The sequence below is a fragment of the Mesorhizobium sp. M0870 genome (assembly GCF_040319775.1).
Classification (GTDB): Bacteria; Pseudomonadota; Alphaproteobacteria; order Rhizobiales; family Rhizobiaceae; genus Mesorhizobium.
The window spans coordinates 21,520-38,605 of record NZ_JAMYOI010000001.1 but is presented as its reverse complement, the minus strand read 5'-3'; the positions used below and the strand labels follow the sequence as shown (position 1 = coordinate 38,605).

Sequence of the window (17,086 nt, the reverse complement as noted above, 5' to 3'; positions counted from 1 at the left end):
CCGGTTTCGGACAAAGTCATGGTCAATCAAAAAGAGGCAGACATGAACACCGATGAAGTGCTGGGCATTTTCCGCGAGGCGGGTGCTGTTCTGGAAGGGCATTTCATTTTGACCTCGGGCCTGCGCAGTCCGGTCTTCCTGCAGAAGGCGCGCGTGTTCATGCATGCCGACAAGACCGAGCTTCTGTGCAAGGCGTTGGCCGAGAAGATACGCGCTGGCGTGCCAGGCAAGATCGACTATGTCGTAGGCCCGGCGATCGGAGGGCTGATCCCGGCCTATGAGACCTCGCGTCATCTGCGCGTGCCGGCGATCTGGGTCGAGCGGGAAGGCGGCAAGTTCCGCTTGCGCCGCTTCGAGATCGCCAGGGGCTCGCGTGTCGTCATCGTCGAGGACATCGTCACCACTGGCCTGTCGATCCGTGAGACCATCGAGTGCCTGCGCGATCTTGGCGCCGAGGTGGTGGCCGCGGCCTGCATCATTGATCGTTCGGCTGGCAAGACCGATGTCGGTGTGCCGCTCATCGCGCTTGCCGAGTATGAGGTCCCGGCCTATCCGGCCGACCGGCTGCCGCCGGAGCTTGCCGCCATCCCGGCGATCAAGCCCGGCAGCCGCAACATCTGACGGGGCATTTTTTTCGCCCAACAGTGTGCGGCGGTTTTGGGGAAAGCGACATGCGTGAGACAGATTGGAAATGATCGCCGGCATCGATCATTTCGTGCTGACGGTCGCTTCGCTGGAAGTGACCTGTGAGTTTTACCAGCGCGTGCTGGGTTTTGAGCGCATCGACGCGGCGGATCGGCCGACGGCGCTGGCTTTCGGTACCCATAAGATCAATGTGCATGAGGTCGGCCGCACCTTCGAGCCCAAGGCGAAGTCGCCGACATCAGGATCAGGTGATTTCTGCCTGATCACCGACCGGCCACTGGATGAGGTCCGTGCCCGGCTCGCGGCCAATGGTGTGGCGGTGGAACTCGGCCCGGTCGAACGTGTCGGGGCTAGAGGTCCTATGATGTCGGTCTATTTCCGTGACCCAGACGGCAATCTGGTCGAGGTCAGCGAATACCTGCGGTAGCCGCCGGCGGCGATGCGCCTTTCGGCGATGCGACTGCCGGTTCCCTAAATTCGCCGCGATTATCCAATGTTCGAAGCAAGACCTGCCGCCCCGAAGGGCGGCGACAAGCGCGGCGCATAGAAGGTGTTTGGTTGTTCTTGCGCCAGCGCGTCGTTATATAAGGTGGCGATTGCCATAGGGTGATAGTCAAGCGCAAGATGTGGCTGCCACGCCCGGCTGAAGGTGCCGTTGCGGGCGCTGTGGAACGGGAACAGAGTGCTTTTTCGACGCCGCAAGCCTGATGGCCTTTATGAGCGGGTGCGTACCTACCTTTGGCCGCGCCGCTCGTTTTCGCGCTCGCTTCAGTATTTTTCCAAGCGCATCCTGCGGCTGAAGGCCACACCGCATGCGGTTGCGGCCGGTGTTGCGGCCGGTGTCTTCGCTTCATTCTTTCCCGTCGGTTTCCATTTCATCATCGCTGCCCTCCTGTGCTGGGTGATCGCCGGCAATCTGGTGGCGGCCGCTCTCGGCGCGGTTTTTTTCGGCAACCCGCTGACCTTCCCGTTGCTATGGGGCGCGTCGTGGGAAACGGGCAAGCTCATCCTGCATGACCGCCTGCCGACGCATGGGCCGCCGGCACATCTGGGCGAGATGCTGCATAATCTCTCCTTCGCGCAATTGTGGAAACCGGTCCTCGAACCGATGCTGATCGGCGCGGTTCCGCTCGGGCTCGCCTTCGGGCTGCTGTTCTACGCCATCACGCGCTGGGGCATGAACGCTTTCCGCGAACAGCGGCGCAAGCGTCTGGCCGAGCGTGCAAGCCGGCATGCGCAATCGTCCCATCCCGGCGCAAGCATCGGTTCCACCGCGCGATGATCATCGGCATCGGCAGCGACCTGATCGACATCAGACGCATCGAAAAGTCGCTGGAGCGTCACGGCCAGCGCTTCATCCAGAGAATCTACACCGAGATCGAACAGGCGCGTTCGGACAATCGACGCGCCCGCGCGGCCTCCTATGCCAAGCGGTTCGCTGCCAAGGAGGCCTGCGCCAAGGCGCTGGGCACCGGTCTGGCGCAGGGCGTGTTCTGGCGCGACATGGGTGTCGTCAACCTGCCCAGTGGCGCGCCGACCATGGCGCTGACGGGAGGAGCGCAGGCCAGGCTGGACAAAATCCTGCCAAAGGGCCACCGGGCGGCGATCCACCTCACCATCACGGATGATTTCCCGCTCGCTCAAGCCTTTGTGATCATCGAGGCGCTGCCCGTCGAAGAAGCGCCACATTGATTGCCTCTGACGACCGGCATTGACGTTGCCCAGCGCGCGCCGAGACTCTATACCATCCAACGCACAATCGAGGACGACATGAGCGTGGCTGAAAAATCCGAGAAGAAATCCGGCGGGCTTGGCGAGACCGTCAGCGTCATCGTCCAGGCGCTTTTGCTCGCCCTGGTCATCCGCACGCTGCTGTTCCAGCCTTTTTCGATCCCGTCGGGATCGATGCGGCCGACGCTTTTGGAAGGCGACTATCTGTTCGTCACCAAATGGTCCTACGGCTATTCGCGCTACTCGCTGCCTTTCGGACCCGATATTTTTTCAGGCCGCATCTGGGGCTCCGAGCCGAAGCGCGGCGACGTAGCGGTTTTCAAGTTCCCGCCTGATCCGTCCGTCGACTACATCAAGCGCGTTGTCGGCCTGCCGGGTGACAAGATCCAGGTCAAGGACGGCCAGCTTTTCATCAACGGCGTCGGCGTGCCGCGCGTGAAAACAGGCCAGATCGACAATCCCGACATCACCGAGGAATCGCGCCCGATCGATGTGTATCGTGAGACCTTGCCCAACGGCGTCAGCTACGACACGCTCGACCTGAATTCGAACTCGATCGGCGACAACACCCGCGAATTCGACGTGCCGCCCGGCCACTATTTCATGATGGGCGACAACCGGGACAATTCCGCGGACAGCCGTTTCACCGTCGGCTACGTTCCCGCGGAAAATCTGGTTGGCCGCGCCAATCTTGTTTTCTTCTCGATCGCCGGCAAGGCGAGCCCTCTCGAAATCTGGAAATGGCCGTCGCTGATGCGCGCTTCGCGCCTGTTCCACTTCGTCAATTGATGGCTTTGAAGCGTCCGACAGGCGAAACTCTGGCCGGTTTGGTGAAGGCCAAGACCGGCCACGTCTTCAAGGATGTCCGTTTGCTCGAGACCGCCCTGACGCATTCCAGCGCCGTCAAGGCGGCCACCAACAACCAACGTCTTGAATTTCTTGGCGACCGCGTGCTCGGGCTCGTCGTCGCCGATATGCTTTTCGAGAAATTTCCTAATGCGCCGGAAGGTGAAATCGCCCCGCGCTTCAATGCGTTGGTCGATGCGCGGACATGCTCGGAAATCGGCATCGAAATGCAGCTCGAAGATCTGGTCCGGGCCGATGCTGCCTTGAAGATGCGGTCGCGTGGCTCAGGCGGAAACTACCTCGCGGATGCGGTCGAAGCCCTGATCGCGGCGGTTTACGTCGACGGTGGTATCGAGGCCGCGCGGCGGTTCGTCCTGCGCTACTGGGAACCGCGCTCTCATACGGTGATCGCAAAACCGCTCAATCCGAAATCCGATCTGCAGGAATGGATTGCCAAGACCAGCGATGCGCGCCCCGAATATGTGATCGAAAAACGCGAAGGCCCGGACCACCAGCCCGTCTTCACCGTGTCCTTGCAGGTCCGTGGCTTTGCGCCGATAAGCGGTACTGGCGGCTCCCGCAGGGTGGCCGAAGAAGCGGCGGCTTCGGCATTTCTTTTGCGCGAAGGCGTCTGGACCACCACATCGGCCCAAAAATCGGAGCGCGCGCGCTCAAGTGAAGGGAGTGCGGCATGACCGCCACCGAAGAACCGGCAACGGAAGCTGCCCCCACGCATTCCGGTTTCGTTGCCCTGATCGGCGCGCCCAATGCGGGCAAGTCGACGCTGGTCAACCAATTGGTCGGCGCCAAGGTGTCGATCGTCACCCACAAGGTGCAGACGACCCGCGCCATCGTGCGCGGCATCGCCACGCATGACAATGCGCAGATCGTTTTCGTCGACACGCCCGGCATCTTCAAGCCGAAGCGGAGGCTCGACACGGCGATGGTGACCACCGCCTGGGGCGGGGCCAAGGACGCCGATATCGTGCTGCTTTTGATCGACGCCGAGCGCGGCATCAGGGGCGACGCCGACGCCATCCTCGAACGGCTGAAGGATGTGCGCCAGCCGATGGTGCTGATCCTCAACAAGGTCGACCGCGTCAAGCACGAAGCGCTGCTGGCTCTGTCGGCGGCAGCGAACGAAAGGGTGCCGTTCAAGCGCACCTTCATGGTTTCGGCGCTGACTGGTTCCGGCTGCAAGGACGTGCTCGATTACCTGGCCGAGGCTCTGCCGGTCGGTCCCTGGTACTATCCGGAAGACCAGATCTCGGACCTGCCGATGCGCCAGCTCGCGGCCGAGATCACCCGCGAAAAACTTTATCTCAGGCTGCATCAGGAACTGCCCTATTCCTCGCATATCGAGACCGAGAAATGGGAAGAGAAGCCGGACGGCTCGGTGCGCATCGACCAGACCATCTATGTCGAGCGGGACAGCCAGAAGAAGATCGTTCTCGGCCACAAGGGCGAGACCATCCGCGCCATCGGCCAGGCGGCGCGGATGGAGATAGCAGGCATTCTCGAACAGAAGGTGCATCTGTTCCTGTTCGTCAAGGTGCGCGAGAACTGGGGCGACGACCCCGAGCGCTATCGCGAGATGGGGCTCGAGTTTCCGCGCTAGGCTCGATGGTCAGCAAGCCGAATATCGACATAGCACTTGTCAGCCGATTGATCGCCACGCAGTTTCCCAAGTGGAAGGATCTTGCGATCAGGCCGGTTGCATCAGGCGGCTGGGACAACAGGACCTTTCATCTCGGTGACGAGATGACCGTGCGGCTGCCGAGTGCCGGGGCCTATTCCCTGCAGGTGCCGGCGGACCGGCGCCGGGACAGCACAATTTCTTTCGCGGCGGAGCACTCAGCGTCTACGATGGCGAGGCCCGGCAAGCGATTGCCGCCCTCGACGGCAAGATCGATACGGACGCCGCCAGTGCGGTGTGGGAGGCAGCACTTGCCGCACAATGGCACGGTGCACCGGTCTGGTTCCACGGTGACGTCAGTTGGGGAAACCTGCTGGTCAGGCAAGGCCGGTTGAGCGCGGTGATCGACTTCGGAACCTCCGGCGTCGGCGATCCCGCCTGCGATCTGGCGATTGCGTGGACGCTGTTGGAAGGCAAAAGCCGGGAGGCGTTTCGTGCCGGCCTTCCGGCCGACGGGGCGATGTGGGCGCGCGGTCGTGGCTGGACGCTTTGGAAGGCGCTGATCACGGTTGCCGGGCAGATCGACGTCAACCCTGTCGAGGTTGAAAGATCCCGTCATGTGATCGATGAAGTGCTTGCCGATCACGCGCACGGGGCGTGAGGCGCCAAACGTTCAAGCCGCTCTCGCCCACCAGATCCTGATCCTGTGGCCGAACCATCCTCGCATGGCGCGACCAGGGACATTCTGACCGAAACGACGCTTTCCCGGACTTATGGAGTGCCGATCCGCCTGATCGAGGCGGGCGACCACGTCGCCTGCGTCGCCAAGGTCGACTGAGAGGCGTCGCGAAGGAATCGCCTTCAACGGTTGACTGCTGTCACAATCAGCGACGCGACAGCGCTCCAGGGGGTTTCGATCGCTTTGGAAGAGGCAGACAGGCTTGGAGGCGTCATCCCGCTTTTCGCCTCGGTATCAAAGTGGGTTTGGCGGATCGGCGGCATCTGACGATAAAGGGGGCGGCAAGATTCAGGCGATTTCGGCGTAAATCAGGTAGATATTCCGCATTATACGGTCATTTTGGAAATATAGCACGTCACAATTGTATTTAGCCGCGAAAGTATCGGTATATATATTTAATAAATGACATTGTGCCAGTTGTGCCACTCGTCGGATTCGCAAGTGTTATTTGTGCAACACAGTATTAATCTGTTCAAGGAATTGGCATTATTCGAGAAATCGTCATTGAAGACAGATGATCGATGGGTATGTTCGCCGCTGAAAAGGGCGAGCGATGCGAGCCTTTTTCGCTGTGGGGGTGAGGCGGGAAAACATTGCCGCCAGCCACAAATCCGAAGCCATTTATAACTATGACTGGAGAGGTCAGAAAATGAACATCAAGAGCCTCCTTCTCGGCTCAGCCGCGGCCCTCATCGCGGTCAGCGGCGCGCGCGCCGCCGACGCTGTCGTCGTTGCCGAGCCGGAACCTGCCGAATACGTCAAGATTTGCGACGTCTATGGCGCCGGCTACTTCTACATCCCGGGCACCGAGACCTGCCTGCGCATCGGCGGCTATCTCCGCTACGACATGGGCGTCGGCGATTCCGGCACGTTCGATGGTGTCAACAACGTTGCCGATCACATGGACGGCGATAGGCACGACACTTATTACAAGAACATGCGCTTCACGCTGAGGACTTATACCGGCCAGGAAACCGAGCTCGGCACGTTGAAGACCTTCACCGAGACCCGGTTCCAGTTCGGCAACTCCTCTGGCGACTATGACGGAAGCTCAAGCACTGGCTGGCAAGCCGGCAATAACAAGGCAGATGGAACCAGCAAGACTTCGCTGAATTTCGCCTGGATCCAGCTCGGTGGCCTGCGGGTCGGCAAGGATGAAACGGTATACGACCAGTTCATCGGCTATGCCGGCAATGTCATCCAGGACACGCTCATCCCGTATGGTGTCAAGGATACCAACCTCATCAGCTACTACTTCGACGCAGGCAGCGGCTTCACGGGCGTGGTCTCGCTCGAAGAAGGCACCGCCGTCAACACGATCGACAGCTACGTTCCGCATGTTGTCGGCGGTTTGAAGTACAAGGGCGACTGGGGTGCGATCACCGGCGTCGTGGCCTATGACAGCAACTATGAGGAAGTGTCCGGCAAGGTCCGTCTGGACGTCAACGTCAGCAAGGAACTGACGCTGTTCGTCATGGGCGGCTACGGCACCAACGACAACATCAACGACTTCGGCACAGGCCGTACCCAATACAAGCCATGGGGCGGAAACTGGGCGATCTGGGGCGGCGGCACCTACAAGTTCAACGACAAGACCTCGTTCAACGCCCAGGTCTCCTATGACGACTGGAAGAACCTCGGCGTCGCGGCCAACGTTGCCTACACCATCGTCCCCGGTTACACGATCACGGCCGAAGTCGATTACCTCAATGCAGGAAAATTCGACGACTTCGATTTCAACAACTGGACCAAGGCCGACAAGAAGAGCAGCGTCGGCGGCATCGTTCGCTTCCAGCGCAATTTCTAACAGATCGACTGACCTCACCAGCCCGCCCGCAGCACATCGCTGCGGGCGGTTTTTTATGCCATTGGCATGAGAGTTACCCAGGGCCAAGCCGATACCTTGATTTCGCCACCCGATCGGTGAAAAGCTCCTGAAATGGAATGGCGCGACGAGGGAATCATTCTCGGCACCCGCAAGCATGGCGAAACCAGCGCCATTCTCGAGGTGTTGACGCGAGCGCATGGCCGTCATCTCGGCCTTGTTCGCGGCGGCCGTTCGCGCAAGCAGCAGCCTGTTCTCCAGCCCGGCAACCGTGTCGACCTGTTGTGGCGAGCGCGCCTTGACGAGCACCTCGGCACGTTCCAGGCCGAAGCGATCGAGATGAACGCGGCCCGGCTGATGGACAGCGCCGTCGCCGTCTACGGCTTGCAGACCATGGCCGCGCATCTGCGCCTGCTGCCCGAGCGCGATGCGCACGAAGGTCTTTACGAAACGCTTGCCGTAATGATCGTCCATCTCGACGATGCCGAAATTGCCGGCGAACTGGTGGCGCGCTTCGAGCTTCTGGTGCTGGACGAACTCGGCTTCGGCCTCGATCTCAGTCAATGTGCCGCCACCGGCACGCGACAGGACCTGGCCTATGTCTCGCCGAAGTCGGGACGCGCGGTATCGCGCGAAGCCGGTTTGCCTTGGCGCGACAAGATGCTGGCTCTGCCGGCTTTCCTGCAGCGCGGCTCCGGCCTGCGCGCCGATGCGGCAGCGGTCGAGGACGCCTTCCGGCTCACCGGCTTCTTCTTCAACCGCCATGTCTATGAGCCGCGCGGCTTCGAGCCGCCAGACGCTCGTACCGGCTTCCTCGCCGCCTTGCGCAAACATCACGCGCGCGGCAAGGCCATAGCTGGCGAGGACGCAGCCAGAGAAATCATCACATGAGCGAGGTCGAACTTTATCCTGGCCGGGTCTCACCGCTCGGCCTCGGCACCATTCCGCACGCCGACATCCTGAAATACACCGGTTTGGAATTGCTGCAGCGCATCGTCGACGGCAAGTATCCGGCGCCGCCGATTTCCTTTCAGCTGAATTTCACTCTCACCGAAGTCTCGGAAGGGCGCGCTGTCTTTCGTGGCATGCCGAGCGAGCGCCATCTCAATCCGCTGGGCAGCGTACATGGCGGCTGGGCGGCGACGCTGCTCGATTCGGCACTGGCCTGTGCCGTGCAGACGCTGCTCGAAAAGGGCGAGGCCTATACGACGGCGGAGTTCAAGGTGAATTTGACGCGTCCCATCACGCCGAGGACCGGCGAGGTGGTGTGCGAGGGCAGGGTTGTTCACAAGGGCCGCACGTTGGCGGTGTCGGAAGCGACGTTGAAGGATGCCGGCGGCAAGCTGCTGGCTTTCGGCACCGAAACATGCTCGATCTTTCCGGCCGCCAATCTGGCGGCGCGTTGACTGGCGGCGCATTGAGTTTTCCGAGCTTGGATTTTCTGGCCGCTTGGCCGCCGCATTTGAATGTCAGTACGACGGATGTCAGTGAAAACTGGCCTGGTTTGGGGGAACCGCCATGTTTGAAAGCCTGATCGGCCTTGTCGCCATCATCGCTTTGTTCGTCATCATTTCGCGCCAGCAGAGCCGCATCGGCCTTGTCGAGCGCGAGCTTGGCGCGCTGCGCAGCCTGGTCCTTTCCGGTGCCGTGCCGCCTGCGGCCCAGTCGTCCGAACAGGTGGACGACAACGCGCCCGCCGACATGGCTCCGGACGCAGCGGCTGCGACCGATATCGTTCCGCCGGAGGTAAGCGCATCAGTCACCGCCCCGGCGCCAGCCACGGACACGGAAGACTCGACCGGCGAGATCGCCTCCGGGCCGTGGACCGCTCCAGAACCGGCACCGAAGGCGGTGGATCCCGCGGAGCTTCCCGGAGCGGCGAAAGCCGCCCGCCAATCCGATGTCGAAACCGCGCTCGGAACCCGCTGGGCGGTCTGGGTTGGCGGCATCGCACTGGCGCTGGGCGGCCTGTTCCTGATCCGCTACACCATTGAAGCCGGCATTTTCGGTCCCGGCGTGCGGCTGGCCATGGCCGGCGTGCTCGGCCTGGTGCTGGTCGCCGGCGGCGAGTTCATCCGCCGCACCGGCTTCAAGGTGCCGGTGCAAGGGGCCGCCGGCGCTTATATTCCAGCAATCCTGACTGCTGCCGGTGCCTTCATCCTGTTCGGCACCGTCTATGCCGCGCATGGCATTTACGGCTTCATAGGCCCGGCACTCGCTTTCACGCTGCTCGGCGTCATCGGCGTGGCGACGATCGCGGCAGCCCTCGTCCATGGCCAGGCGCTGGCCGGCATCGGTCTCGTCGGTGCCATGGTGACGCCGGTGCTGGTCGCCTCGCAGGCGCCCAATCCCTGGGCGCTGTTCGGCTATCTCGCGATCGTGCTCGCCGCCACCGGCGTCATCGCCCGCATGCGCGTCTGGACGTCGCTGATGGCGGCGGCCTTTTTCGGCACCGGTGTCTGGACCATCCTTTACATGACCGATGCGCGGGGGGCGAACCTCTCCGCCATCCTGTTCATCGACGCCGTCACGCTGGCTGTGCTGGCCCTTGTCTGGCTCGCTCGCCGTGGCGATGAAACCGGGCCGGCCAGGGTTTTCGACTGGCCGTCTATCGTGCCCGGCCTGTTCATCGCATTCTCGGCGCTGGGCCTGTCGGTCGACCCGGTCTTTGCAGCCGCCGGCGATGCCTTGCCGGGCGCGGTGGTGATCGCCGCAATGGTGGCTGTCGCGCTTTATCGTCCGCTGGCGCTGCCGCTCCTCTATGCCGCGGGACTGGTCATGGTGCTGATCTATCTCGGCATCATCCCGCCAACCTCGATCGCTTCCGATTTTTCGGGCGGTGCCCTGGGCGTCGACGGACTGCCGGTGGCCACGTCCAACGCGCTGACCTTGCGCATCGGCATCGTACTTGGCCTGGTTTTCATCGGCGCCGGCTTCTGGGCCGCACGCCGGTTCGCCGCCGGCACGCAGATCCGCGCGGCCTCATGGGCAGCGTGGGGCGTCATCGTCCCGCTGGTCGTCCTGCTGGCGCTCTGGTTCACTTTCGGCAATCTCGACCGTGACTTTGTCTACGCTGCCGCGGCGGCACTGCTGGTCGTCATTTTCGCCGCCGGTGGCGAGTGGATCGCGCGGGCCGAGGAGCCGCCGCTCAAGGGCGGTGTCGCGGTGTCGTTTGCCCTGGGCGGCGCGGCCATCGCCGGGCTCCTGCTCATGCATATGGCTTTCGATTCCGGCTGGACCACCATCCTGCTCGGTGCGGCGGCCATCGTGCCGGCGCTGGCCACGCGCCGGCGCGCCTATCCGGTGCTCGGCTGGATTTCGGTCGGCGCTGTGATCGCGGTGCTTGGCCGCGTCGCTTTCGACCCGACCATTGTCGGCGCCGGGTTCCTGTCGAGGACACCGGTCTTCAACTGGCTGTTGCCCGGCTACGGCGTACCGGCGCTGGCCTTCGGCTTCGCCGCCTGGCAGCTCGCCCGCACCACGAATGGCCGGCCGCGCCTTGCCATGGAGGCGGCTGCGGCGCTGTTTGCGCTGCTCACGCTCGCCATGCTGGTGCGCCACGCCATGCACGGCGGCGTCATCGACACGGGTGCCATGACGCTCGCCGAACAGTCGATCTACACGCTGATCGCCATTGGCGCCGGCGCCATCCTGGTCGCCATCGACATGCGCTCGCCAAGCTCGGTGCTGCGCTATGGTTCGATGGCCGCCGGTGTGGCCTCGGTCGCCTTCATCGTTGTCAGGCATTTGGTCTTGCTGAACCCATTGTTCACCGACGAATCGACCGGCCGCATCCCGGTGTTCAACCTGTTGTTCCTCGCCTATCTCTTGCCAGCGGTCGCCGTTGGCGCGCTGGCGCTCTACACCAGGGACAAGCGGCCGAAATGGTATGCGCAGATGTTGGCTGTGGTGGCTGCCGCGCTTGCCTTCGCCTATGCCACGCTCTCGGTGAGGCGTCTGTTCAAGGGCGAGTTCATCGGCTTGTGGAGCGGCCTCGGCCAGCTGGAAACCTACACCTACTCGGCGCTTTGGCTGGTCATCGGTGTGGCGCTGCTCACCGCCGGCGTCTGGCTGAAGTCGCAGGTGCTGCGAATTGCCTCGGCCGCGCTGATCGCGATCGCCGTGCTGAAAGTCTTCATCTTCGACATGTCGGAGTTGGAGGGAGTGCTCAGGGCGCTGTCCTTCATCGGCCTCGGCGCGGTGCTGATCGGCATCGGACTGTTTTATCAGCGGCTGCTGACGCGGGCGGCGAAGGAGGGATGACACGCTTGCTTCCGTGAACAGTTCTTACCGGTTCATGGACCGCCTATTCGCTATTTTCGGATGGTGCCACGCACGCGGCGTTGTACGACTGCCTCTTTGATGAGGCCCGCGATCTTGCGGACAAACGCCGGGCTGAAGGAACCTATTGGCTTCGTCGTGACCAGATCATAAGCTTCGTCGACTTGTACGCGGTTGTACTCGTCTAGAATCAGCCACGACGGAAAATCGAGCCCACCTCTGCGGCACTCGATTTCGCTCACGGCAACATGCGTGTGGGACTGGTCGGGCTTTTGCGAAGTGAGCGGAAACAAGAAGAGTGCGGCAGGCGTTGCCGGCGTTCTAACCACAATGCAGACGGGCCGCGCCTTGCGGCCGGACGCCTCGCCGACATCAGCCTGCCGCGCCCATAGATAGTAGTATCGAAGCAAATCGCCGGGCTTAAGCATCCGGCTTGTCGCCGGTTGTGATGGCCTCCAATCCGGACATGAGTTCATCGTGGATCTCGTCCGGCGCGTCCTCAAGCGTGTAGGCTACGGCATGAGGCGAACTGACGAGCTGCCGGTATTGGGTGGCTGACAGGATGATCAGCTTCTCCTTGCCACGTTTCGTGAGAGCGACAGGCTCGATCATTGCCGTTTCGAGAATTTCGCCGGACGCCCGGTTCATGTCTGAAAAGGTGAACTGCTTCATCGGGTGGTCCTCATATGTATTTCACCTATTGTGCATATTTTACGTATCTAAGCAATCGATTTGCCGCTGCCTTCCGGTCGGGAATAAATCGGCACCAGCCAGCGTTATCTCATTGCTTGGGTGACCGGAGCGGCGGACCGCTTCGCGCTGGCCGCTTGCGCCGCGCCCGGAAGGCGCGTTCAATCGGATCAACAAGGGCGACCTCGAAAACCAGCGGTCATGGACGAAAAGAAGGCAGCAATCCTTGGCGAAATACCGCGCCTGCGCCGATACGCACGCTCGCTTTTGCGCGACCGCGACGCAGCCGACGACCTTGTTCAGGATTGCCTCGAGCGGGCGCTTGTGCGGCTCGACAATTGGCAGACAGGAGAAAGCCCCAGGAGGTGGCTGTTTACGATCATGCATCATTTGTTCATCGATCAGATGCGCAAGGTGAACCGCCGCGGCGAGGCGGCGATGCTGCCGCTGGAGGCGGGCGAGGCCGTTGCCCAGCCGGCCGAGCAGATGGAGAGCATTGCCTCGCGCGAGATCATCGACGCATTGCAGGCGATCAGCCCCGACCGTCGCGCAGCCCTTGTCATGGTTGCCATCGAAGGTTTTTCCTATGCCGAAGCCGCCAACATTCTGGGCGTGCCTGCGGGCACGCTGATGTCGCGCATTGCGCGCGGGCGTGAGGAATTGCGCGGGTTGCTGGACGACACGGCGCGCCGCCGGGCGATAAGGATCGTCGAGAAATGATCCGCCGCGACTTTTCCGAACGTGACATCCACATGGCGCTCGATGGCGAGCTGCCCGGCGATGAGCGCTCGGCCTACGATGCCTGGCTCGACGCCAATCCCGAAATGAAGGCCAAGAGCGCCCGTTTCACCGCCGACCGAGCGGCGCTGCGTGCCGCCTTCGCCGACGTGCTGGACGAAGCCGTGCCTGCGCGGTTGCGCAAGGTCGTGCTTGGCGAGGTGCCGGTCAAGGCATCTGTGCCACGCTCACGCTGGTGGCTTGCCGCTGCTGCCGCCGTGCTTCTGGTCACTGGCGGACTTGGTGGCTACTTTGCCGGCATCGATGGCATCGGCCAGGAGGACCCGGCGGAAGATCGGCTGGCCGAGCAGGCAATCGCGGCCCATGTCATCTATGCCGCCGAAAAGCGGCATGCCGTCGAGGTGCCGGCCAGCGACAAGGACCATCTGCAGACCTGGCTGTCCAACCGGGTAGGGCTGAAGCTGGTGGCGCCGGACCTGACCGCCGACGGATTCCAGCTGGTGGGCGGCCGGCTGTTGCCGGCAGGCGAGAGCAAGGCCGCCATGCTGCTTTACGAGGACGGCAATGGGCAGCGTATCTCGCTGTTCGTCACCACGGAATCGACCGAGAATGCCAAGGGCACCTACGCCGCCGCGCAAGACGGACCCGAGGCCGTCTACTGGCTGGACAAGGGCTATGGCTGTGCCGTGGTCGGCTCCTTGCCGCGCGAGCGGTTGGCCGAGGTCGCGAGGAGCGCCTACACGCAACTTGTAAACGGGCTGGCAAGCTGAACGGCATCGCTTTTGCCGGTGCCGTCGATGCGCGAATGCTGATCCGGCCGAAGGACCTTTTGCGCCCGTCGGGCCGGCGTCGGATTTGTCACAATTCGGCCCTAATCGAGGTGCGATAGCGCTTGATGAATGCCGTCGCATCGCCCCGAAAATCGGAAACGGTTTTTGGAAACCCGAGGCGAAGATTCAAGGTGGTGGAGCGGACTTCGTGCGCCCAGGTGGACGCCGGTTTTCCCAACGCCCTGGTTGGCGTCAAGGACGTGTTCGAGTAGGGCCATTTCCACCACCAATCGAGGTTTTCTGAAGCCGCATGCCTGCCGAGATCCGCACGGCCCGCGCGTCTGACGTCGATGATCTCGCCGCCATTGAGAAAGCTGTTTTCTCAAGCGACCGTATTTCCCGCCGCTCCTTCCGCCTGTTCATCGAGCGTGAAACCGCCGAGACGCTGGTCGCCGAAGTCGACGGCCGCGTGGCCGGCTATGCGATCGTGCTGTTTCGCAAGGGCAGCGGCGTGGCGCGCCTCTACTCGATTGCGACCAGTCCGTTTTTCGGCGGACTGGGTGTCGGCCGCATGCTGCTCGGATCCGCCGAAGATGCCGCCTTCGAGCACGACCGCATGATGCTGCGCCTCGAAGTTCGCGAGGACAACAGCCGCGCGATCCGCATCTACGAACGGGCCGGTTATCGCAAGATCGGCCGTGAGCCCGGCTACTATGAGGATGGCGAAACGGCACTTCGCTACGAAAAGACCTTGCGTGGCGGCATTCCGATCGCCACCAAGGTTCCGTTCTACCCGCAGACCTGCGAATTCACCTGCGGCCCGTGCTGCCTGATGATGGCGATGGCCAATTTCGATCGCGGCTTCGTGCCGGATCCGGTCATGGAAATCCGCCTGTGGCGTGAAGCGACGACCGTCTTCATGATGTCGGGTCCCGGTGGTTGCGAACCGTTCGGCCTTGCTGTCTCGGGCTACGAAAGCGGGCTCGCGGTGGAGATCTACGTTTCCTTCTATGGCGCGCTGTTCCTGCAATCGGTGCGCAGTGAGGACAAGCGCAGGGTGATGGAACTGGCCCAGGTCGACTTTCGCCGACGCGCGGAACTTTACGGTATCCCGGTGAATTACCGTGCATTCACAATCGACGATATCCGCGCTGCGATCGCTGGGGGAAAGCTGGTGCTGGTGCTGATCAGCGGCTTCCTGATGTTCGGCAAGAAGGTGCCGCACTGGGTGCTGGCGATCGGCGATGACGGCGACCATATCCTGATCCACGACCCTTGGGTCGAGGATGAAAGGCAGGAGACCATTCTCGATGCAGCCAACATTCCCGTGCCTTACGGCATCTTCATGAACATGGCGCAGTTCGGTCGCGATGGACTGCGTGCCGCCATCACTCTGGGAAAGCGTGACAGATAATGACCTGGGTCATCCTTACCGGCAGGCAGAGCGATCTCGACCAGGTGGCGACACCGCACAAGATCATCACCAATCGCGACTATCTCGCGCATCCGTCACTGTTTCGCGGCCAGCGGCCGAAGGTCATCAACCTGTCGAACAATTACGCCTACCAGAGCCGCGGCTACTATGCGTCGCTGCTGGCAAGCTCGCGCGGCCACAAGGTGATCCCGACGGTCGAAACGATGATCGACCTTTCGGAGCGCAAGCTCTATGAACACGCGCTGCCGGAACTGGAGCTGGCGCTCAACAAATGCCGCAAGGACCTCGGCGACGTTTTTCCGCAAAAGGTCTGCATCTTCTTCGGCATCGGCCCGTCGAAAATCTGGGACCGCTTCGCCAAACTTCTGTTCGACTGGTTCCGCGCGCCGGCGCTCGAAGTCCACATCAAGGACAGCGCCGAATGGGCCTCGATCCGCAAGATCGGTTTCCATCCGCTGGCGCGGATGACCGAGGACGAGGAAAAAAGCTTCATCCAGTGCCTGGAGACCTACACCAACCGCGAATGGCGCGACACCAAGGGCCGCACGCCGGCGCGCTACACCTTCGCCACGCTGGTCGACCCGCATGAGGAATTGCCGCCCTCGGAGATATCGTCGCTGCGCTATTGGGCCAAGATCGCCGAGAAGATGGGCGTCGAAATCGAGCCGATCACCAAACGGGACCTCGCCAAGCTCGCCAATTACGACGCGCTGTTCATCCGCGAGACCACCTCGATCTCCAACCACACCTATCGTTTCGCCCGCCGCGCCCAGCAGGAAGGAATGCCGGTGATCGACGATCCGCTGTCGATGATCCGCTGCACCAACAAGGTCTATCTCAACGAGCTGATGGCCTACAACAAGGTGCCGGTGCCGCCGACGGTGATGATCGCCGGCACCTCGGATCTCGAACTGGCGGCGCAGACCCTGGGCTTTCCGCTGGTGCTGAAGATCCCGGATTCGTCGTTCTCGCGCGGCGTCAAGAAATGCGCCAATTTCGAGGAACTGAAGACGCTGGCCACCGAATGGCTGGAGGATTCCGACCTTCTGATCGCGCAGAAATTCATTCCGACCGAGTATGACTGGCGCGTCGGCGTGCTCGGCGGCCAGCCATTGTTTGCCGTGCACTATCTGATGGCCAAGAAGCACTGGCAGATCGTCAACCACAAGGCCAACGGCAAGCCCGACCAGGGCGGCATCAAGACCTTCACGCTAAAGGAAACGCCGGCGCATGTCGTCGAGACGGCAGTGAAGGCGGCGCGCTGCATCGGTGACGGGCTCTATGGAGTCGATCTCAAGGAGACCAAGGACGGCGTCTTCGTCATAGAGGTCAACGACAATCCCAACCTCGACCATGGCTGGGAGGATTCCGGCGAGAAGGACGAGGTCTGGGTGCGGCTGACGCAGTGGTTCCTGGAGCGGCTGGACCGGCCGGGGCGGTAATTTGATCGGGGGTAGAACATGCAGTTCATCGTCATCGAGGATTTCACCGGCTGCGATCGCAAGGAGATCTACCGTCGCTTTCGCGACCGGGGCCGCCTAAAGCCGGACGAGCTTCTCGTGCACCACAGCTGGATCGCGGCGGACATGAGCCGTTGCTTCCTGCTGGTGGAAGCCAATGACGTCACGCTGCTGCAGCGCTGGGTCATCGAATGGGCGGATCTGGTGGAATTCGAGATCGTTCCCGTGGCGACAAACAAGGACATGGCTGAGGCATTGAGCGGGCACCTCTGATCATCGCCGCACACTAC

At 62.2% G+C, this 17,086-nt stretch carries 19 protein-coding genes and 1 pseudogene; 18 read left to right on the top strand and 2 right to left on the bottom strand.

Translation table 11 applies throughout. From position 1 onward, the window contains the following. Nucleotides 1–42: 42 nt before the first annotated feature. From pyrE to NKH97_RS00160, 13 genes and pseudogenes are all read left to right on the top strand, one after another. Complete coding sequence (gene pyrE, locus NKH97_RS00220; protein WP_127289373.1) at nucleotides 43–621, top strand: orotate phosphoribosyltransferase; 579 nt, start codon at nucleotides 43–45, stop codon at nucleotides 619–621. Between the two features lie 70 nt (nucleotides 622–691). Beyond that, a complete protein-coding gene (locus tag NKH97_RS00215) occupies nucleotides 692–1,072 on the top strand; it encodes a VOC family protein (RefSeq protein WP_352630857.1) in 381 nt (126 codons plus the stop codon). Between the two features lie 255 nt (nucleotides 1,073–1,327). Beyond that, on the top strand, nucleotides 1,328–1,927 hold the full coding sequence (locus NKH97_RS00210; protein ID WP_128303036.1) for a DUF2062 domain-containing protein: 600 nt from the start codon (nucleotides 1,328–1,330) through the stop codon (nucleotides 1,925–1,927). After that, on the top strand, nucleotides 1,924–2,337 hold the full coding sequence (gene acpS / locus NKH97_RS00205; protein WP_027038035.1) for a holo-ACP synthase: 414 nt from the start codon (nucleotides 1,924–1,926) through the stop codon (nucleotides 2,335–2,337). Before NKH97_RS00210 ends, acpS begins: the two co-directional genes overlap by 4 nt. A gap of 78 nt (nucleotides 2,338–2,415) precedes the next feature. After that, nucleotides 2,416–3,165 (top strand): signal peptidase I, encoded by a 750-nt coding sequence (gene lepB, locus NKH97_RS00200; protein ID WP_013532585.1) that lies wholly within the window; start codon nucleotides 2,416–2,418, stop codon nucleotides 3,163–3,165. Then, nucleotides 3,165–3,917, top strand: coding sequence for a ribonuclease III (rnc, locus tag NKH97_RS00195; protein WP_352441267.1), 753 nt, complete (start codon nucleotides 3,165–3,167; stop codon nucleotides 3,915–3,917). Before lepB ends, rnc begins: the two co-directional genes overlap by 1 nt. Next, nucleotides 3,914–4,840, top strand: coding sequence for a GTPase Era (era, locus tag NKH97_RS00190; protein WP_128303038.1), 927 nt, complete (start codon nucleotides 3,914–3,916; stop codon nucleotides 4,838–4,840). The genes rnc and era overlap by 4 nt, the downstream gene beginning before the upstream one ends. 5 nt (nucleotides 4,841–4,845) lie before the next feature. Next, nucleotides 4,846–5,519, top strand: a pseudogene (locus NKH97_RS00185) (phosphotransferase). 45 nt (nucleotides 5,520–5,564) lie between these two features. Further along, nucleotides 5,565–5,696 carry a hypothetical protein gene (locus NKH97_RS00180; RefSeq protein ID WP_352609815.1) on the top strand — a complete coding sequence of 44 codons (132 nt, stop codon included), beginning with the start codon at nucleotides 5,565–5,567 and terminating at the stop codon, nucleotides 5,694–5,696. Between the two features lie 550 nt (nucleotides 5,697–6,246). Then, on the top strand, nucleotides 6,247–7,404 hold the full coding sequence (locus tag NKH97_RS00175) for a porin (protein ID WP_352609813.1): 1,158 nt from the start codon (nucleotides 6,247–6,249) through the stop codon (nucleotides 7,402–7,404). A gap of 132 nt (nucleotides 7,405–7,536) precedes the next feature. After that, the gene (recO, locus tag NKH97_RS00170) at nucleotides 7,537–8,313 is read left to right on the top strand and encodes a DNA repair protein RecO (RefSeq protein ID WP_352677450.1); all 777 of its coding nucleotides are present in this window, start codon (nucleotides 7,537–7,539) and stop codon (nucleotides 8,311–8,313) included. Continuing rightward, on the top strand, nucleotides 8,310–8,828 hold the full coding sequence (locus NKH97_RS00165) for a PaaI family thioesterase (RefSeq protein ID WP_023812876.1): 519 nt from the start codon (nucleotides 8,310–8,312) through the stop codon (nucleotides 8,826–8,828). The genes recO and NKH97_RS00165 overlap by 4 nt, the downstream gene beginning before the upstream one ends. 112 nt (nucleotides 8,829–8,940) lie before the next feature. Further along, nucleotides 8,941–11,685, top strand: a complete 2,745-nt coding sequence (locus tag NKH97_RS00160) for a DUF2339 domain-containing protein (protein WP_352795203.1) — start codon at nucleotides 8,941–8,943, stop codon at nucleotides 11,683–11,685. Nucleotides 11,686–11,735: 50 nt separating this feature from the next. On the opposite strand, the gene NKH97_RS00155 is transcribed toward NKH97_RS00160, so the two are convergent. Continuing rightward, on the bottom strand, nucleotides 11,736–12,131 hold the full coding sequence (locus tag NKH97_RS00155; protein WP_352795202.1) for a hypothetical protein: 396 nt from the start codon (nucleotides 12,129–12,131) through the stop codon (nucleotides 11,736–11,738). After that, complete coding sequence (locus NKH97_RS00150) at nucleotides 12,124–12,375, bottom strand: type II toxin-antitoxin system Phd/YefM family antitoxin (RefSeq protein WP_023812878.1); 252 nt, start codon at nucleotides 12,373–12,375, stop codon at nucleotides 12,124–12,126. Before NKH97_RS00150 ends, NKH97_RS00155 begins: the two co-directional genes overlap by 8 nt. A 219-nt stretch (nucleotides 12,376–12,594) precedes the next feature. Here NKH97_RS00150 and NKH97_RS00145 point away from each other — a divergent pair, with 219 nt between their 5' ends. The 5 genes from NKH97_RS00145 to NKH97_RS00125 all read left to right on the top strand — a co-directional run bounded on the left by NKH97_RS00145 (nucleotide 12,595) and on the right by NKH97_RS00125 (nucleotide 17,069). Then, on the top strand, nucleotides 12,595–13,113 hold the full coding sequence (locus tag NKH97_RS00145) for an RNA polymerase sigma factor (RefSeq protein ID WP_023812879.1): 519 nt from the start codon (nucleotides 12,595–12,597) through the stop codon (nucleotides 13,111–13,113). Further along, complete coding sequence (locus NKH97_RS00140; RefSeq protein ID WP_352443177.1) at nucleotides 13,110–13,901, top strand: anti-sigma factor family protein; 792 nt, start codon at nucleotides 13,110–13,112, stop codon at nucleotides 13,899–13,901. Before NKH97_RS00145 ends, NKH97_RS00140 begins: the two co-directional genes overlap by 4 nt. Nucleotides 13,902–14,211: 310 nt before the next feature. Continuing rightward, nucleotides 14,212–15,315 (top strand): peptidase C39 family protein, encoded by a 1,104-nt coding sequence (locus NKH97_RS00135; RefSeq protein WP_352630842.1) that lies wholly within the window; start codon nucleotides 14,212–14,214, stop codon nucleotides 15,313–15,315. Further along, entirely contained in the window at nucleotides 15,315–16,778 is a 1,464-nt protein-coding gene (locus NKH97_RS00130) for a RimK family ATP-grasp domain-containing protein (RefSeq protein WP_023812882.1), read from the top strand. The genes NKH97_RS00135 and NKH97_RS00130 overlap by 1 nt, the downstream gene beginning before the upstream one ends. An 18-nt stretch (nucleotides 16,779–16,796) precedes the next feature. Next, the gene (locus tag NKH97_RS00125) at nucleotides 16,797–17,069 is read left to right on the top strand and encodes a DUF3303 domain-containing protein (RefSeq protein WP_023812883.1); all 273 of its coding nucleotides are present in this window, start codon (nucleotides 16,797–16,799) and stop codon (nucleotides 17,067–17,069) included. The last annotated feature ends 17 nt before the right edge of the window (nucleotides 17,070–17,086 follow it).

What these genes read in the sequence shown, in the direction of transcription:
- pyrE (WP_127289373.1), top strand. Translation starts at nt 43, where the DNA reads ATGAACACCGATGAAGTGCTGGGCATTTTCCGCGAGGCGGGTGCTGTT.
- NKH97_RS00215 (WP_352630857.1), top strand. Translation starts at nt 692, where the DNA reads ATGATCGCCGGCATCGATCATTTCGTGCTGACGGTCGCTTCGCTGGAA.
- acpS (WP_027038035.1), top strand. Translation starts at nt 1,924, where the DNA reads ATGATCATCGGCATCGGCAGCGACCTGATCGACATCAGACGCATCGAA.
- lepB (WP_013532585.1), top strand. Translation starts at nt 2,416, where the DNA reads ATGAGCGTGGCTGAAAAATCCGAGAAGAAATCCGGCGGGCTTGGCGAG.
- rnc (WP_352441267.1), top strand. Translation starts at nt 3,165, where the DNA reads ATGGCTTTGAAGCGTCCGACAGGCGAAACTCTGGCCGGTTTGGTGAAG.
- era (WP_128303038.1), top strand. Translation starts at nt 3,914, where the DNA reads ATGACCGCCACCGAAGAACCGGCAACGGAAGCTGCCCCCACGCATTCC.
- NKH97_RS00175 (WP_352609813.1), top strand. Translation starts at nt 6,247, where the DNA reads ATGAACATCAAGAGCCTCCTTCTCGGCTCAGCCGCGGCCCTCATCGCG.
- recO (WP_352677450.1), top strand. Translation starts at nt 7,537, where the DNA reads ATGGAATGGCGCGACGAGGGAATCATTCTCGGCACCCGCAAGCATGGC.
- NKH97_RS00165 (WP_023812876.1), top strand. Translation starts at nt 8,310, where the DNA reads ATGAGCGAGGTCGAACTTTATCCTGGCCGGGTCTCACCGCTCGGCCTC.
- NKH97_RS00160 (WP_352795203.1), top strand. Translation starts at nt 8,941, where the DNA reads ATGTTTGAAAGCCTGATCGGCCTTGTCGCCATCATCGCTTTGTTCGTC.
- NKH97_RS00155 (WP_352795202.1), bottom strand. Translation starts at nt 12,131, where the DNA reads ATGCTTAAGCCCGGCGATTTGCTTCGATACTACTATCTATGGGCGCGG.
- NKH97_RS00150 (WP_023812878.1), bottom strand. Translation starts at nt 12,375, where the DNA reads ATGAAGCAGTTCACCTTTTCAGACATGAACCGGGCGTCCGGCGAAATT.
- NKH97_RS00145 (WP_023812879.1), top strand. Translation starts at nt 12,595, where the DNA reads ATGGACGAAAAGAAGGCAGCAATCCTTGGCGAAATACCGCGCCTGCGC.
- NKH97_RS00140 (WP_352443177.1), top strand. Translation starts at nt 13,110, where the DNA reads ATGATCCGCCGCGACTTTTCCGAACGTGACATCCACATGGCGCTCGAT.
- NKH97_RS00135 (WP_352630842.1), top strand. Translation starts at nt 14,212, where the DNA reads ATGCCTGCCGAGATCCGCACGGCCCGCGCGTCTGACGTCGATGATCTC.
- NKH97_RS00130 (WP_023812882.1), top strand. Translation starts at nt 15,315, where the DNA reads ATGACCTGGGTCATCCTTACCGGCAGGCAGAGCGATCTCGACCAGGTG.
- NKH97_RS00125 (WP_023812883.1), top strand. Translation starts at nt 16,797, where the DNA reads ATGCAGTTCATCGTCATCGAGGATTTCACCGGCTGCGATCGCAAGGAG.